A 16,463-nucleotide genomic window follows, 5' to 3' on the forward strand; every position below is an offset into this window, starting at 1 on the left:
ATACAGACTGCTTGGAGCGCTCCCGGTCAGAACTGACGAACCACGCCGGGACAGCGGAAGATGGAGCGCTGGAAAAGTGTGGACTGCACGGCACTCGCCTCCTTCCGTCGATCTCAGGGCGTGAAGACATAAGGTACGTGCTCTCCCGGAGGTTCGTCCACGGAATTGCGTGCCCCTGAAGGATGTGAGGTCCGGAAGGTGCGGGACGCACCCCGAAGCGCCAACCGATCGATGCCCAGCGGGACTTCGAGCAGTCCTGCCGCCCTCGGACATCGACGGGGCGGGCTCGGCCCGCTGCGTGGACGATTCTGGCCCCGAGTGGGGCGAAGCAGTCACACAGGCCAGACTTCCCGCCTACGCTGGCGTGTGTGACCGAGCGCCTGCTGCTGAGGGTGACGGCGTCGGGCCTGCTGGAGGTCTCGGCATGGCCGGCCGGCGAGTTGCTGCCCAGCCCGGTCGGCGAACCCGTGCCGATCGACTGGCCGCTCGACGAGGAGGCACTGGCGCAGCTGCGCTGGTATCTGGAGGAGTACCTGCAAGCGCCGTTCGGCGTCTACAGCGAACGCGGTCCCCGGATCGCCGCCCGGCTGCCCGTGTGGGGCGCCCGTATCTTCGACTCCGTCTTCGGGGCCGGCCCGGCCCGCGACGCCTATCAGCGTGCCAGGGCCGCCGGCGGCCCCTTGGAGATCGTCCTGATGTCCGGGCATGCTCAGACCTTGAGCCTGCCCTGGGAGCTGATGGCCGACCCGGATCGGCCCGGCCCGCTGGCCCTCGCCCCCGACATCGCCCTCTCCCGCGGCCTGCCGACCGCGGACCTGGCCCGGGTGTTCACGGTCCCCGGCTCGCGGCTGCGGGTGCTCATGGTGATCTCCCGCCCGAACGGCACCGCCGACGTGGCCTATCGCATGATCGCCCGCCCCCTGCTGCACCGGCTGGAAGCGGTCCGCGGCAGCGTGGACCTGGTCGTGCTCCGGCCCCCCACTCTGGACCGGCTGCGAGAGGTGCTGCGCGAGGGCCGGGAGCGGGGCGAGCCCTTCCAGATCGTCCACTTCGACGGCCATGGGGCCTTCGGCGAGGAACCACCCGGCGGCACCGGCCGGGACCCGCGCACCTACGACGGGCCGGGCCCGCAGGGAATGCTCGCCTTCGAGCGTCCCGATGGTGCCGGTGCGGACCACGTCCCCGCCGCACGGGTGGCCCGGGTGCTCGCGGAGGCCCAGGTCCCGGTGGTGGTGCTCAACGCCTGCCGGTCCGCGGTGCTCGGGGCCCGAGTGGAGGCGGCCGTGGCGACCCGTCTGCTCCAAGAGGGCACGGCCGCGGTGGTGGCCATGGCGTACTCCGTCTACGCGGTCGCGGCGGCGGAGTTCATGACCGCCTTCTACGAGCGCCTCTTCGCCGGGGACCGGCTCGTCGACGCCGTGGCCGCGGGCCGCCGCAGGCTCGCGGACCGCGACCACCGCCCCTCGCCCAAAGGCCCGCTCCCGCTCTCCGACTGGGCGGTGCCGGTGCTGTACGCACGCAGCGAAGTCCGCTTCCCGGGGCTCGTCCGGGCCGCCGCGAAGGAGGGCCGACCCGGTCTCGACGCCATCCTGGACCGCATCGCCGCGCACCCGACGGAGTCCAGCGGTCAGCCCGACGGAACACAGGACCTCGTGTCCGTGGGGGAGTTCGTCGGCCGGGACGCCCTCTTCTACGAACTGGAAGCGGCCGCCCGGCACCAACGGGTGGTCGTCCTGCACGGCCCGGGCGGCACCGGGAAGACCGAGCTGGCCAAGGCCTTCGCCCGCTGGTACCGGGACACCGGCGCGGTGGACGAACCGGAGTGGGTGTTCTGGCAGTCCTTCGAACCGGGCCAGGCATCGTCCGGCCTGCCCGGAGTGCTCGGAACGATCGGACTGCGTGTCTTCGGTGCCCGCTTCGCACTGCTCGACGAAGCCGGACGCCGGGCGGCGGTCGATGAGTTCCTGGCCACCCGCCGCGCCCTGCTGATCTGGGACAACGTCGAATCCGTCCACACCATGCCGGCCCCGCCGTCGGCGACTCCGCCGCTGACCACCGCCGACCTGGCCGAGCTGAGGGAGTTTCTGACCTCGGTCGCAGGTGGCGGACGCAGTGCCGTCCTGCTGACCAGCCGGACCCGGGAATCCTGGCTGCCCGAAGGACCGGCCGGGGCCCGCCGGATCGAGGTCGGGGGGCTGTCCCGGGAGGAGTCGGTGGTGTACGCCGACCAGCTGCTGGCCCCCTACCCCGCGGCCCGCCGCCGTCGCGCTGCCCGATCCTTCGGCGAGCTGATGCAGTGGATGGACGGCCACCCGCTGACCATGCGGCTCGTCCTGCCGCACGTGGACACCACGGACGCGGGCGTACTCCTGGAACGCCTACGGGGCACGGCGGAGGGCGTACGCGGGTTCCACGGGGACGAGGGAACCCCGACGGGCGACCGCACGGCCTCCCTCGCCGCCGGCATCACGTACTCCTTCGACCACCTGCCGGCGGACGAGCAGAGGGCGCTGGTGGCGGTGTGCCTCTTCCACCGGGTCGCCGACGCCGACGTACTGGAACTGTTCTCCGAGCACCCGCTCGTACCCGAACGCTTCCGGGAACGGACGGCACAGGCATGGCAGCAGGCCCTCGACAGGGCGGCGGACGTGGGGCTGCTGACGCGGATCGGCGCACGGACGTACCGCATCCACCCGGCGCTTCCCGGATACCTCGCCATGCGCTGGAGGGCCGAGGACCGTGCGAGGTACGGCGCGGAGCGCGCGGCGGCCGAGGCCGCCTTCCTGGGTGCCTACGCCGACTTCGGCCGATGGCTCAGGGAGCAGCTCGACCACGGGGAGGCCTCGGACCCGATCGCTCTGATGGCCGAGCACCAGGCAACCATGACCGCGCTGTTCGGTCAGGCTCTGGAGGCCCGGAGGTGGGAGCATGCCGGTGACCTGGTCTCGTGCCTGAGCGCGTACTGGAACGTCCGCGGTCCGGAGTCGGAGGCCCGGATCTGGATCGAACGAGGCCGGATCGCCACGGAGACCGACGACAGCGGTCCGCCCCCTCTGGACACCGCTGCAGGGCGTCTCTGGCTGTACCTCGTCGGCGTGGAGGCTTCACGACAATCGGCGTTCGGCCGGTTCGACGAGGCCGAACGTACGTATCTGACCGTTCTCGCCGCGTTGGAGGACCAGGAGCCGAGCCAGGAGCGGACCAGCCGCCTCGCCATCACCCATGGCGAGCTGGGACGGATCGCTCACGGGCGGGGGGACTGGTCGCGGGCCGAGGAGCACTACGGTCAAGCGACAGCCGCCTCGGAACAGGTCGGGGATCTCCGCCACCAGGCGATATGGATGAACGATCTCGGGACCCTGGCCGGTGACCGGGGTGCCTGGGACGAGGCCGAGAGCTGGTTCCGCGCGTCCCTCACCGTCATGGAGGAGATCGGCGACCAGTCGCTCATCGCTGTTCTCTGTCAGCACTTGGGCATGGCGGCCCGCGGCCGACGCCGCTATGGAGAAGCAGCCGCGTGGCTCGACCGTGGCCTGGGGATCGCGCGGCACCTCGGCAGTCACAGGACCGCCGCCGTGATCTCCTACGAGCTGGCCAACCTCGCCCTGATCCGAGGGGACGCGGCGGCCGCGGAGCGTCTCCTCCGCGACCTCCTGGGAACGGCCGAGGAGATCGGCGACCGGCGCCTTCGGTGCTCCGCCGCTCTGTCCCTGGGGCGCGTGGCCGGCATCCGCGGGGACCCCGACGAGGCAGAGGCGTGGTACCGCCAGTCCCGGGAGCTGGCCTCCGAGGCCGGTGACCGCACCGGCATGGTGTACGCCTGCGAGGGGCTCGCGACCAGCCGTGAAGCGCAGGGAGATCTGCCGGGCACGCTGGAGTGGCGGGTCAGGGCGGTGTCCTCGTTCGAGGAGTTTCCCCATCCCGTGACGGAACCGATCGCCCGCAGTCTGCGGAAAGCCACAGCCGAAGGCGGCCTGCCCGCCGTCGCAGCAGCGTGGCGGGCCGTGACCGGACACGTGCTCCCGCCCGCCGTACGGGCGTACCTGACCACCCCGCCCCAAGGAGAGGACCAGCCGTGAGCCACGACGACACCAGCGTTGTACCCGACCCTGCCGACCCCGTCGCTCGGGTGGCCCGGGCCGCGGCCCGACGCTTGCCGGGAGAGGGACTGGCGGCGGACGTCGAGGCCGCCCTGCATGGACGGGACGGGGCGGCCGGTCGCGCGCCCGAGAGGTTCCTGGACCCGGTCTCGCTCGGCTCTCTGGTCGTCGCCGTCGCCGGCCTGGGCTGGACCGTCTACACAGATCTGCGTCGCCGTACGGCCGAACCGGATAGGGACGCCGTGGTCCGCCGCGTGCGGGTGCAGCTCGACCGGGCGGACGAAGCCCCTGCCCTCGAACCGGCAGAACGGGACCGGATCATCGAGGTCGTCGTCGAGGAGATCTGCGCGTCCGACGGCGCCGCACCGGACGGTGAATCCGCCGGGGACGACGGGCAGCACCGACGCTCGACTCCGCAGGCCGGCCCTGGCGCTCACGAACTCTGACCGTCGAGAAGCATCCGCCCACATCGCCGTACGGACACGAAAGGGGGCCAGAGGGGGCAGTCCAGCGGCCGGCGGCAGGGCGCGTCGCGCCCTGCCGCCGGACGGCGATCGCATGTGGGCACCGGAACTCGTCGCACCGGCCGCGGTGCGACCCTACGCCCCCGCCGGCCCGGACCCTCTCCGTCCGGACCGGCGGCCGTCTCCCGGGACCTGCGAATCCTCCCGGGACCTACGAATCCTGCTTGGCCCGGACCCCCTCGGTGATGCGCTTGCCGAGGTCCGCGTCGGTGTTCTTCCAATAGGTGAAGGCCCGTTCGAGAACGGGCTCGCTCACCCCGTCGAGGAGGTGACCGACGACGTTGTCCACGAGGCGGTCGCGGGCCGCGTCGTCCAGGACCTCGCGCACGAGGGTGCCGGGCTGTCCCCAGTCGTCGTCCTCCGGGTGCGAGACGTAGGCCGTCCGGGTGATCTCGCCATCGGCGGTCCAGCTCGGCGGAGTGCCGTACCGCTCGGTGTCGGCGGCGGGTCCGCCCTTGGAGTTCGGCGCGTAGACCGGATCGGAGCTCTTCCGATAGGCCATCGCCCCGTCCTTGGAGTACGTGTGGACGTCGACGACGGGCGCGTTCACCGGAAGCTGCTGGTAGTTGGTGCCGAGTCGGGCCCGGTGGGCGTCCGCGTACGAGAAGAGCCGCGCCAGCAGCATCCGGTCCGGGCTCGGCCCGATGCCGGGGACGAAGTTGTTCGGCTGGAACGCCGCCTGCTCGATCTCGGCGTGGTTGTCGGTGGGGTTGCGGTCCAGCGTCATCCGGCCGACGGGAATGAGCGGGTAGTCGCCGTGCGGCCAGACCTTGGTCAGGTCGAACGGGTTGAACCGGTACGTCGCCGCGTCCTCGTACGGCATGACCTGGACGTGCAGCGTCCACGACGGGAAGTCCCCGTCCCGGATGTGCTCGAACAGGTCCCGCATGTGGAAGTCCGAGTCGGCTCCGGCCATGCGGTCGGCCTCGTCCTGGGTGAAGAACTCGATACCCTGATCCGTCTTGAAGTGGTACTTCACCCAGAACCGCTCGCCGGACGCGTTGATCCACATGTATGTGTGGGAGGTGTAGCCGTTCATGTGGCGCCAGGTCCGGGGAATGCCCCGGTCACCCATCAGCCAGGTCACCTGGTGTGCGGACTCGGGCGACAGGGTCCAGAAGTCCCACTGCATGTCGTGGTCGCGCAGGTTGTTGTCGGCCCGGCGCTTCTGGGACCGGATGAAGTGCTGGAACTTCATCGGGTCCTTCACGAAGAAGACCGGCGTGTTGTTGCCGACCATGTCGTAGTTGCCCTCGGACGTGTAGAACTTCACCGCGAAGCCCCGCGGGTCCCGCCAGGTGTCCGGGCTGCCGCGCTCACCCGCCACCGTCGAGAAGCGGGCGACCAGATCGGTGCGGGTCCCCGGCTGGAACAGCGCCGCCTTGGTGTACCGGCTGACGTCATGGGTCACCTCGAAGCGGCCGAACGCGCCACTGCCCTTGGCGTGCGGCTGCCGCTCCGGAATCCGCTCCCGGTTGAACTGCGCCATCTGCTCGATCAGGTAGGCGTCCTGGAGGAGGATCGGACCTCCTGGGCCCACCGTCAGCGAATGCTCGTCGCTCTCCGCCGGGGCGCCCGAATCGGTCGTCGTCGCGGGTCGGCTCTCGGTCATCGTGGCCTGCCTTTCGTTGTCGCGCGCACGCCCACCCTCTTCTGCCTCGCCCGAAGCCGCGACCCGAGGCAGCCGCCCACTGCGGGACGGGACACTCGTCCCGCCCTCGGCCGAGCACCGACCTCGTCATGTGCGGATCCTGCTGCCCGCAGCGCAGCGGAACCCTCCTCGGCCTCGCGATCGCTGTGGCTCGCTGCGCCTCGATGCGATGTGGCTCTATGTGGCTCGCTGTGACTCGCCGTGTTCCTACCCCCACACCGGGGCGAAGGCCTGGGCGTGCACCTGGCCGTCGTCTACCCAGCCGGTGCAGATGTACGTGCAGCGCTTCGAAGCGCGGCTTCGTCGAGCGGTACGCCCTCCGCAGGGCTGCCAGGCCGCCGCCGGCCCCAGCCCCCAGGAGAGGCCCGGCGGCCGCAGTGGCCACCGGTCCTGGCCTGCCCGCGGCGTCGGCGCCACACCGTGCCCGACCATCCCCGCCTTCGTACGGCTGCCGCGGACGCGGCATCTCCGGTGACCACCGGAATCCCCGACGTCTCACCGCCTACCGTGCACGAGCTCGCTACACCGGGCCCTCGGACGGGGCCAGGCCAGGCCACGCCCCGCGGTCCACCAGGTCGAGGACGAGGGCGGCGATGTTCCACGCGTCGTCCTCGCCCCGATGATGGCGCCCCTCCAGGGGAAGCCCGGCGATCCTCAGCGCGCCCGCCATCCCGGGCCGCTTGCGCAGCCCGTACGCCTCCGTGAACACGGCCTTGGCGTTGGTGTGCCCGCGCTCCGCCGGCCGACCGAAGGGGTACGGCGCACCGGCGGCCGCGCACTGCCGCTCGAACTGCAGACGGTCGTAGTCGCCCCAACTCGCCCAGGGCCGCCGTCGCGCGTCGTACGCGTCCGTGAGCAGCCGGCAGGCCTCGTCGAAGGGGACACCCGACTGCACCTCCGCCGGGGTGAGGCCGGTGAGCTCGGTGCAGAAGTCGCTCACCGCGGACCGCGCCGGCCGTACCAGCACCCGGTGCCGGGAGATCCGACGGCCCGCCGCCAGGTCGACGACGGTGAGCCCGATCTCGATGATCTCACTCACCTGACCGGCCGGAGGCTGCCCCTCCCAACAGGTGGCCTCGACGTCGACGACGTTCAGAAGTACGGTCCCGCTTCCGCTGTCCATAAGGGCAGCCTAGAAAGCCTCCCAGCCAAGATCACCCGATTTTCGTCACGGCCCGTGTCCCTCCCCGGGCCGAAACCGCTCTCGCACGGGCCTGATCGGCAGGCACGTGCACCCTGCCGCAGGACGCCTGGCGGACCCGGGCCCTCGATACGCACGGCGAGGGGGGTGGGAGCCGATCACCGTCCGTGACCGGTCCAGCTCCTCGGCCGACCGCTGGTCCGTCAGCAGGTGGCGTGGTGCCGTTGCCGCACGTCGGGCCCCTCCCAGCCGACGGCGGCGGGCCGGCCGTGCTGCTCGCCGACGCGGCATGCGCCGTGGTCCGTCGGACCCTCACGGCCACCTGAACCGCGTTTCGACTCGTGGGTGGCCTGGTGGCGGAAGCACCATAGTGAGGTGGGCGACTCCGCGTGCGGCGCCACGGAGGGAGCTGGGTGATGGAACCGGATGAACCCGACCGGCCCGGCGGGAAGGCACGAACGGACGGCTCGCTGCCCCCGGGCGGGCTCCTCGATCTGCTGAGCGTTTCCGCGGTGGTGCTGGACACCAACGGACGCATCGTGTTCTGGAGCCCGCAGGCCAACGACGTCTTCGGCTACACCGCGGAGGAGGCGCTGGGCAGGTACGCGGCCCGTCTGCTCGTCCGCGAGGAGCACGCGGACGTGGTCAGCCGGCTCTTCGCCGAGGTGATGGGCACCGGGGCGAGCTGGGCAGGAGCCTTCCCCATCCGCCACAAGGACGGCAGCACGCGGCTGGTGGAGTTCCGCAACATGCGGCTCCAGGACGACCTCGGCGACGTCTACGCGCTGGGCATCGCCGCTGACCAGGTCACCTTGCAAGGCATCGAAGCCCAGCTCGCGCTCTCCGACCGACTGGTGTCCCAGTCACCCATCGGCGTCGCCTTCTTCGACACCGAGCTGCGCTACCTCATGGTCAACCCCGCGCTGGAGCGCATCAACGGCATCCCGGCCGCCGACCACATCGGCCGCCGACCACGGGACATCCACCCCGCCGCCGGCATCGACACCATCGAATCGGCGCTGCGGCAGGTCCTGCTCACCGGCACGCCTCTGATCGATCAGTACGTCGTGGGCCGCACCAGGGCCGACCTCGATCACGACCACGCCTGGTCCGTGTCGTACTACCGGCTCGAAGGCGCGAATGGGCGGGTCCTCGGCGTGGCGAACTCGGTCGTCGACGTCAGCGGACGCCACCGCGCCACCCTTGAAGCGGACCGGGCCCGACGCCGCCTGTCGCTGATCGCGGAGGCGTCCGCCCGTGTCGGAACCACCCTGGACGTCGAAGAGACCGCCCGTGAACTGGCCCAGGTCGCCGTCCCCGACCTGGCCGACCTCGCGGCGGTCGACGTCCTCGACGCCGTCCTCGCCTTCCGCCGTACCACCGGCTCCCACGAAGGACCGGAGCTCTTCCGCGCACTCGCCGTCGCCGGCGCGCACCCGACGGAGGCCCTCGACGCCGCGGACGCGGTCGGCGACCTGGCCGCCTACGGCCCGGACCGGCTCATCACCCAGTGCGTCCACACCGGCCAGCCCGTCGTCGTCGCGCACGCCGGACCGGACGACCTGCTGCGCATCGCCCCCGACGCGGACGCCGCCCACGCGTTCGCCCGGGCCGGCGTCCACTCGTACCTCGCCGTCCCGCTGATCGCGCACCACGAGGTCCTCGGCGCCTTCGACCTGATGCGCACCCGCAACCCCCTGCCCTTCGACGACGACGACGTGATCCTCGCCGGGGAACTCGCCGCGCGCGCCGCCGTCGCCATCGACAACGCGCGCTGGTACCAGAGCGTGCGCAACTCCGCCGAAACCCTCCAACGCAGCCTGCTGCCCGGCCGTCTTCCCGCCCTGGCCGGCCTGGAAGTCGCCTCGTACTACCAGCCGGCCCAGGCATCCTCCGAGATCGGCGGCGACTGGTACGACGTCATCCCTCTGACGGGCGACAAGACCGCACTCGTCGTCGGCGACGTGATGGGCAGCGGCATCGACGCCGCCGCAGCCATGGGCCGCCTGCGGACCGCCACCTGCGCGTACGCCGGTCTGGACCTCGCCCCGGACCAGGTCCTGCATCACCTCGACAAGATCACCAGTGGCCTCGAGCACTACATCGCCACCTGCCTGTACGCGATCTACGACCCGCACCGTCACCGGTGCGACATCGCCAATGCCGGACACCTGCCACCCGCCCTGGTCCGCGCCGGCCAGCCGCCCGAACTCCTCGACCTCCCCACAGGGGCCCCGCTCGGGGTGGGCGGCGTCCCCTTCAGCACCGAGTCCTTCGCGCTTCACCCCGGCGACCGCCTCGTCCTGTACACCGACGGACTCGTGGAGACCCGCCACCACGCGATCGACGAACGCCTCGAAACCCTGCTGCGAAGCCTCGGCGAAGCGCACCGCCCGCTGCAGGAAACCTGTCAGTGGCTGCTGGACGCCCTGCGGCATCCGGACGACCACGACGACGTCGCCCTCCTCATCGCCCAGGCCGGGCCCCTTCCTGCGACGGGCCGGAAAGCGACAGCGTGACGAGCCACCAGCAGCTCCGACACAGCTGACCCTCACGGCAGTCCTGACGATCTTTCTCCGGCCGGCCGCAACCGGCGCCCAGCCGCAGCGCGTGTCGTCGGGAGGAGAAGTTCACAAGACGTCGTCCGCCGTGGACGTGCGGAATCGAACCGCGCGGCCCGAAAGATCAGGAGCCCTTCCGTGTCGGACAACATCACGCTGCGCCCCGTCACCGCCGATGACCTCGACGTGTGGGAGCGGGAGTTCGACGGGCCGGAGGGCTGGGGCGTCCACCAGTGGTTCGGCCACCAGTCGACGGCGGACCTGCGCCGCCGCTTCGCCGAGAACGGCCTCCTCGGCCCCGACGGCGGGCTGTTCTCGGTCGTCGAAGGCGACATGACGGTCGGCCGGGTGAAGTGGTTTCCCGGCACCTGGGGGCCCGCGGACCTGACCAACTGGAGCCTGGCCATCGGCCTGGTGCCCTCCGCCCGCGGCCGGGGCATAGGCACCCAGGCACAGCGGCTCCTCGCGGACTACCTCTTCGAGCACACCAGGGCCGACCGGATCCAGGCGTGGACGGACGTGGCCAACCTCGCCGAGCAGCGCGCCCTGGAGAAGGCCGGCTTCGTCAAGGAAGGCGTCCTGCGCTCCGCTGTGTGGCGCGGCGGACAGTGGAACGACTCGGTGATCTACTCCATGCTCCGCGCGGAGCGGCCCGGCAACGCGCAGCTCTGAGAGCCGAAACACCGTAGGCCACACGCCCGACGCCCGACGCCCAACGCCTCAGCGGGCCGGCGCCGCCCTCGAGGAAGGAAGCGCCGGCCCGTGGGGAACAACCGATGCGAGCTCACGGATGAAGCACGGATCTCCGCCGTGAGGAACACGTGCGTCGAGCCGCGGTCGGATGACCGACAGGAACCAGGCGCCCGTCCGACGATGATCAGGAACGTCACCAGCGTGAATCAGGACCGAGTGCTCGAAGCCTTTCGTCAGGAAGCCAGGGCCCTGACCGATGCCGTGTCAGGGCTTTCCCCGGCCGAGTGGGACCTTCCGACACGCTGCGTCCCCTGGACGGTGCGCGACCTGCTCGGGCATGTATGCGTGGTGATCGACTGGCTACCGGACATGCTGGACGCACCGGCCCCCCATGAGCCGGAGATCTCGGCCGCGGAGTACTACCGCCCCGATGAGCGCTTCTCGCCCCGGACCAACGACAGCCGGATCGCACTGGCCCAGGACCGTGCGGCCCGGTCGGCCGACGGAGCCGCCTTCGCACAGGACTTCGCCGCCACCTGGCAGCGGGTCGACCAGCTGTGCCGAGTCCAGCAGGACGGCCGGACCGTACGAACGCGTCACGGCGACGCCATGCTCCTTTCGGAGTTCCTCCTCACCCGCGTGGTGGAGGTCGCCGTCCACGGTCTCGACCTCGCCGACGCACTGGGACGCAGCCCCTGGCTGACCTCGGCAGCCGGCGACGTCGTGACGGAGCTGCTCCTCGGCACGGAACACGCCATGGCCACCGACGAGCTGGGGTGGAGCCGGAGTCGTTTCCTGCGCAAGGCCACCGGGCGGGAGCCGCTGGACGAAGCGGAGACCGTACAGGTCGAACAGCTCGGCATCCGCTGGCTCGCCCTGGGCTGACCTCGGCGCCTGCCCGTGACCCCGAGAATCCACGACATCGGCGGTCTGGGCGTCGAAGTGGCTGTGGGCGCCATGGAGGGCCTGCCCCTCGAAGGTGTGCTGCGCTTCGCGTTCCCGCGCCCGGGCTTCACCCCTCGTACGTGGCTGACCACCGTGTCACGGGACGACCTGATCGAGCCGGCAGGCGTCGTGCCCGCCGCGAAGCTCGGCGAGATCGAGGATGCCGTCCAACTCGCCGAACAGCCCCAGGAGCGGACCCCGGAGACGACCGCGAAGCTCCGCGAGATGAGGGACGCCCTCCGGCTCGGGGACCTGGGGTAGGCGGAGAGGGAACGGAGAGCCGTGATGGCGCCGTCGCCTCGTCGAGGCGACGGCTCTGTCAGGCCCTGACGACCCAGCAAGTCGATCCCGTCCGCACCCCTCCTGCGTGGTGACGCCGAGCCGAAGCCGGAAGGCTGGGGCCCGGGCACGTCAGTGTCCGGTCGCCGGGGGTGCGAGCCTGCGGGGCAATCGCACCCCCGGCACCGACTCAGTAGGTGACCACGATCCGGCGTGACGGACCGTCCACCTGGATTCGTCCCCCGACGGGGATCACGAGTTGAGGGTCGGTGTGACCGAGGTCGACGTCGAACACCACCATCATGTCGGGGGCGTACTGCTGGACAGCTCGCAGGACGGCCTCACGCTGCCGGCGGCGGTAGTGCGCCCTTTCCTCGGCGTTGAACCGGTTCTCGAAAGACCAGCTCTTGGCCCGGCCCATCAGCAGTGCGGGGAACTGCCGCAGAAGCCCGCGCTCGCCCATGTTCCGCAGGATCCGGTAGACCTCGTCGGCGCGCGGCATCTCCTCGGAGGTCTCCAGGAAGAGCACGTCACCGGCGTACGCATCGACCGGCAGCACCGCGCGATCGGCCATCAGGAGCCAGGAGAGGATCTCCAGGTTGCCACCCCAGCCGAGCCCTTCGACGACCCGGTCGCCGTTGTGCCAGAACCAGCCGTCAGCCGGCTCCATTTCAGGTTCGGACTCGAAGGTGTGCGGGTCCTCCCAGGGCCGGTTGACGTCCCCGCAGGTGCTTGACGGAGTGAGTGCGTATGCGCCTGACGTGAGCAGCGCCGCGCGGAGGGAATCCGCGGTCGACGGGTGCATCGCTCCGGGCCGACCGAGTTCGACCATCACGGAGCTGCCGTGATAGCTGACGATGCCCAGGTTCCGCAGGAACAGCAACAGGTTGGTGTTGTCGCTGTAGCCGAAGAACGGCTTGGGGTTGGCGCGGAGGAGATCGTGGTCGAGATGGGGCAGGACGGTGATCTGGTCGTCGCCGCCGATGCTGGCGATCACTGCCTTGATGTCAGGGTCCGCGAAGGCGGCGTGGATGTCCTCGGCCCGTTCCTGCGGCGTCGCCCCCATCTTCCGCGTCGTCGGGTACTCCACCGTCTTCAGTCCGAATTCCTCGTGGAGCCTGCGCAGCCCCAACTCGTACGGCAGAGGGAAAAGGCCGGGCAGGCCGGACGCGGGGGACAGCACCGCGACCCGGTCTCCGGGGCGGGGCTTGGTGGGGTAGATCGGATCCGTCATCCGGAGATCATAGGAGTGGGTAGGTCGGCGGTCGCACGATTTTGTCGCCCATACGGCGAGGCGGGGGCGCGGTTCGGAGCGCCGCGAGCAGGAGGACCGTCCCCCACCTGAGCGCAGGGTGGGCCGGCTCGGTGAGCGGGCCGACCAGCCGCGCGCGGACGGCCGGTTGAGGCGGTAGGGGCCTGTCAGCGGGCGGTGGCAGGATCACCGGCATGGTCTTCGTACGCACTACTCCGCCGCGGCCCGTCGACGTCACCGCGATCTTTCCTGAGTTGGCCCCGTTGGCGCGCACGGCGATCCGGCTGCATCCACGCCTCGGGTCGCCCTCGGTGCGGGACAGTTCTGTGGGTGGCCCGTTGCTGTGGCCCGCTGAGGAGCCATGGCCGCACTGCGAAGCCGTGCATCCGGGCACGGGACGGTGTAAGTCGCCCGGAGAGATACGCCTCGAGAGGCGTCGACAAGCCCGGCTCCACCACGATCCCCGAGGTCCTCACTACACGCCGGAGGAGACGGAGATGCATCTCCGCAACGCCGCGACGTTCATGGAGCGCCTCGATGCCGGCCCTCCCTGGCCCGCGGAGAGTCCGGTCCCCATGTTGCCCGTCGCCCAGCTGTACGTGCGCGATGTCCCTCTCCTGCGGCCGCCCGGGCAGGCCGACGTGCTCCAGGTGCTGTGGTGCCCCTACGTCCACGAACCGGACGCCAAGCCCGCGACCGCTCTGTTCTGGCGGTCCGCCGCGGACGTCGGCGAGGTCCTCACCCTGCCGCCGGAACCGTACGAGGCGGACTGGGACGGCTATGTGCCGGAGCCGTGTCTGCTGGCACCAGAAGCAGTCACCGAGTATCCCCACAGCCTCGATCTCAGCCTGCGGATGCGTCTGGCGGTGGGGGACTGGAGCAGGTGGCAGGCAGCCGGTGCCGGCCTGGACAGCTCGTACGCGGACTGTCCGACGGAGTTCTACGACGGCAATCTGGCCGGCGCCCCCGGCTGGAAGGCCGGCGGCTGGCCCCCGTGGGGCCGCACCGACCCGCATCCCCGATTCTGCGCTGTCTGCGACGTCCGGATGGTCCCGCTGCTGACCATCGCCTCCTTCGAATGGGACGAGGGCACGCGCGGCTGGGCGCCGCACGAGGACCGAGCGGCCGCCGATGCCGACGGTCATCCCGCCGGCCAGGACCCGGCGCAGCCGACCAGGGTAGAAGTCGGCAGCGCCGACAACATGCAGCTCTACGTCTGTCCGACCTCCCCCGAGCATCCGCACGCCGACCTGATCCAATGAGTCCCGGTCCGTGATCCTTGCGCAGCGGGTGGCAGAGGTGATTCCGAGCGCGGCGTGTGACACGTCGGCACCGTCCGCGTCCCGCGTGCGGGAGCTCCTTCCGTGTCCGTGAGGGCAGGCGGCGTTCGGAGTCCGACGTCTCCGCCGCGAAGGCGGGCGCCCCTCTTGCATCCCGTCGGGGGAGCGGGTACACCGAGCACGTGACTGATCGGTAGTTCAGTAGGGGTGGGCCGCGTCAGGTCGTCGGGGGCGGACCGAAGGTAACTCGATGCTTGCCTTCCGAGCCGGGGTGAATCCCGCTCGGGCGCACTACGCTCCTCTGCATGCCAATCATGAACATGTCACTTCGGGGCGCCCGTCCCGGCGCGGCCCCACGGTTCGGATCAGGCTCGGCCGAGACGACGTCCTCTCGGGGAACCGGACGACTCACCGTCTCGCTCCTCCTCCTCCTCCTGAGCCTCCTTCTGGGCCTCTTGGCGGCACCGGCCCTGGCGAGCGCGGCTCAGCCCCCCACGCCCGCCCGTGCGGTCACGGGAACCGCCGCTGCCGCGAACGGATCCGCCGTGGCCCAGGCGCGGGCCCGCTGGGGCGACCGGCGACTCGACGAGGTCTCCTTCCTCGCCACGCACAACGCCTTCACCAACTACGAGGACTCCCGCTGGAGTTCGGTGTCACAGTCCGAATCCATACGCCACCAGCTCGACAACGGGGTGCGTGGCCTGAGCCTCGACACGCACTGGTACGAGCACAGCCGGTGGCTGTGCGTCATCAGCTTCGGCAGCGACTGCTACCCGAGCGACGTCTACCTGTGTCACGGCGAGTGCAAGACCTTCGCCGGAGCCACGTACGCACTGCCACGACAGTCCTTCCAGAGCAGCATGCAGACGGCGGTGGACTTCCTCGCGGCCAACCCCCAGGAGGTGGTGACCGTCTTCCTGGAGGACTACGTCACCGCGCAGCAACTGGGAAACTCGCTCGGCCGCGTCCGCGGCCTCGACCAGCTGCTCTTCAGGCCCGACGCGTGGAACGTGCGCCGGCAGGGGTGGCCGAGGATGACCGACCTCGTCAGCTCCGGGAAGCGCCTGCTGATCTTCAGCGACGCGGGCGACCGTGAGCACCTGGGCGTCATGCACGACAAGGCCTGGACGGTCAGCAACTACTGGAGCCTCGGTGACCTCGGCGATGACGTCTCCTGCGTCACCCGGTGGGCGGACGTGCCGCTGGACCGTCAGGAGCCGGGCTTCCGCAGGCTCTTCACGATGAGCCACCACCGGAACGTCCCCACGCTCATCAACGCCGCACTCGACAACGGGACCAAGCTGCGGGACCGCATCGACCAGCAGTGCCGTCCGGCGGCCGGGGGCCGCGACCCGAACTTCGTCTCGGTCGACTTCCACCGGGTGTCCGACCGCAGCGGCCACACACCGGCCTCGATCGTCGCCGAACTCGACGCCCGGAACTGACCCCCCCCCTCCCGGGATCCGCGGGCGGCCCGTCCGCACCGGCCCGCACCGGCCCGCGCCGCCCCGCGCCGCCCCGCACCGGCCCGCGCCGGCCCGCGCCGGCCCGCACCGGCCCGCGCCGCCCCTTCCCGGGCTTCGTCGCGGTCTCAAGGGGCTGCCCTCGGTGGAGGAGCCCACGCTGGGCGGGCCGCCGCAGGCCCGAAATGGCCACGCCGGCGGCCCGCCCCCCCCGGTGCTCCCGCCATGGGCCTGGAGCGGCTGGAGCCGCCCAGGCCCGTCGGGCGCGCGACCGCGGGGGCCTCGGGGAGGGTCAGCGCGTTCGGGGGTCACGCTGCCGCGGGCCTGCTGGCGGGTCCGGCCACCGTCAAGGGGATTCCGAGGCCTTCGCACAGGCGGCGGGCCCGGGCCAGAACGCTGAGAGACGCCCGTGACGGGTCGCTGGTCGACAGCGTGATCCGCACCTGCTCCGGCCGGTGCGAATGGAGCAGCGTTTCGATCTGCAGGGCGGCAGCTGCCCGGCTGGAGACGTCCAGGTCGCCCAGGAGCGCCACGCGCAGAACGCCGTTTTCGACTGTGTGCCGGACGAGCATGC

General features: G+C 71.1%; 12 protein-coding genes. 8 read left to right on the forward strand and 4 right to left on the reverse strand.

Annotated features, from left to right (window positions below):
- The first annotated feature begins 368 nt into the window (after positions 1-368).
- Complete coding sequence (locus AB0M16_RS34915; RefSeq protein WP_365350310.1) at positions 369-4,079, forward strand: CHAT domain-containing protein; 3,711 nt, start codon at positions 369-371, stop codon at positions 4,077-4,079.
- Positions 4,076-4,546 (forward strand): hypothetical protein, encoded by a 471-nt coding sequence (locus tag AB0M16_RS34920; RefSeq protein WP_365350312.1) that lies wholly within the window; start codon positions 4,076-4,078, stop codon positions 4,544-4,546. The genes AB0M16_RS34915 and AB0M16_RS34920 overlap by 4 nt, the downstream gene beginning before the upstream one ends.
- Positions 4,547-4,775: 229 nt before the next feature.
- Here AB0M16_RS34920 and AB0M16_RS34925 read toward each other — a convergent pair whose 3' ends face one another.
- Both AB0M16_RS34925 and AB0M16_RS34930 read right to left on the reverse strand, forming a co-directional pair.
- A complete protein-coding gene (locus AB0M16_RS34925; RefSeq protein ID WP_365350314.1) occupies positions 4,776-6,236 on the reverse strand; it encodes a catalase in 1,461 nt (486 codons plus the stop codon).
- Between the two features lie 559 nt (positions 6,237-6,795).
- On the reverse strand, positions 6,796-7,398 hold the full coding sequence (locus tag AB0M16_RS34930; RefSeq protein ID WP_365350316.1) for a 3'-5' exonuclease: 603 nt from the start codon (positions 7,396-7,398) through the stop codon (positions 6,796-6,798).
- 434 nt (positions 7,399-7,832) lie between these two features.
- On the opposite strand from AB0M16_RS34930, the gene AB0M16_RS34935 reads away from it, so the two are divergent.
- From AB0M16_RS34935 to AB0M16_RS34950, 4 genes are all read left to right on the forward strand, one after another.
- The gene (locus AB0M16_RS34935) at positions 7,833-9,935 is read left to right on the forward strand and encodes a SpoIIE family protein phosphatase (protein WP_365350318.1); all 2,103 of its coding nucleotides are present in this window, start codon (positions 7,833-7,835) and stop codon (positions 9,933-9,935) included.
- A gap of 180 nt (positions 9,936-10,115) precedes the next feature.
- A complete protein-coding gene (locus AB0M16_RS34940; protein WP_365350320.1) occupies positions 10,116-10,649 on the forward strand; it encodes a GNAT family protein in 534 nt (177 codons plus the stop codon).
- 201 nt (positions 10,650-10,850) lie between these two features.
- Positions 10,851-11,555, forward strand: a complete 705-nt coding sequence (locus tag AB0M16_RS34945; RefSeq protein ID WP_365350322.1) for a maleylpyruvate isomerase family mycothiol-dependent enzyme — start codon at positions 10,851-10,853, stop codon at positions 11,553-11,555.
- Positions 11,556-11,564: 9 nt separating this feature from the next.
- Positions 11,565-11,876: a hypothetical protein gene (locus AB0M16_RS34950; RefSeq protein WP_365350381.1), complete on the forward strand. Its 312-nt coding sequence runs from the start codon at positions 11,565-11,567 to the stop codon at positions 11,874-11,876.
- A gap of 208 nt (positions 11,877-12,084) precedes the next feature.
- Here the strand turns inward: AB0M16_RS34950 and AB0M16_RS34955 are convergent, their stop codons facing one another.
- The gene (locus AB0M16_RS34955) at positions 12,085-13,128 is read right to left on the reverse strand and encodes a S66 peptidase family protein (RefSeq protein WP_365350324.1); all 1,044 of its coding nucleotides are present in this window, start codon (positions 13,126-13,128) and stop codon (positions 12,085-12,087) included.
- A gap of 212 nt (positions 13,129-13,340) precedes the next feature.
- On the opposite strand from AB0M16_RS34955, the gene AB0M16_RS34960 reads away from it, so the two are divergent.
- On the forward strand, positions 13,341-14,408 hold the full coding sequence (locus tag AB0M16_RS34960) for a hypothetical protein (protein WP_365350326.1): 1,068 nt from the start codon (positions 13,341-13,343) through the stop codon (positions 14,406-14,408).
- A gap of 563 nt (positions 14,409-14,971) precedes the next feature.
- Positions 14,972-15,871 (forward strand): PI-PLC domain-containing protein, encoded by a 900-nt coding sequence (locus AB0M16_RS34965; protein ID WP_365350328.1) that lies wholly within the window; start codon positions 14,972-14,974, stop codon positions 15,869-15,871.
- 326 nt (positions 15,872-16,197) lie between these two features.
- Here the strand turns inward: AB0M16_RS34965 and AB0M16_RS34970 are convergent, their stop codons facing one another.
- On the reverse strand, positions 16,198-16,461 hold the full coding sequence (locus AB0M16_RS34970) for a hypothetical protein (RefSeq protein WP_365350330.1): 264 nt from the start codon (positions 16,459-16,461) through the stop codon (positions 16,198-16,200).
- Positions 16,462-16,463: the final 2 nt, after the last annotated feature.

It is taken from the genome of Streptomyces sp. NPDC051921, from assembly GCF_040680975.1.
GTDB lineage: Bacteria > Actinomycetota > Actinomycetes > Streptomycetales > Streptomycetaceae > Streptomyces.

Excerpts from the sequence above, each read along its gene's own strand:
- AB0M16_RS34925 (WP_365350314.1), bottom strand. The coding sequence starts at position 6,236 with ATGACCGAGAGCCGACCCGCGACGACGACCGATTCGGGCGCCCCGGCG.
- AB0M16_RS34930 (WP_365350316.1), bottom strand. The coding sequence starts at position 7,398 with ATGGACAGCGGAAGCGGGACCGTACTTCTGAACGTCGTCGACGTCGAG.
- AB0M16_RS34935 (WP_365350318.1), top strand. The coding sequence starts at position 7,833 with ATGGAACCGGATGAACCCGACCGGCCCGGCGGGAAGGCACGAACGGAC.
- AB0M16_RS34945 (WP_365350322.1), top strand. The coding sequence starts at position 10,851 with ATGATCAGGAACGTCACCAGCGTGAATCAGGACCGAGTGCTCGAAGCC.
- AB0M16_RS34955 (WP_365350324.1), bottom strand. The coding sequence starts at position 13,128 with ATGACGGATCCGATCTACCCCACCAAGCCCCGCCCCGGAGACCGGGTC.
- AB0M16_RS34960 (WP_365350326.1), top strand. The coding sequence starts at position 13,341 with ATGGTCTTCGTACGCACTACTCCGCCGCGGCCCGTCGACGTCACCGCG.
- AB0M16_RS34970 (WP_365350330.1), bottom strand. The coding sequence starts at position 16,461 with ATGCTCGTCCGGCACACAGTCGAAAACGGCGTTCTGCGCGTGGCGCTC.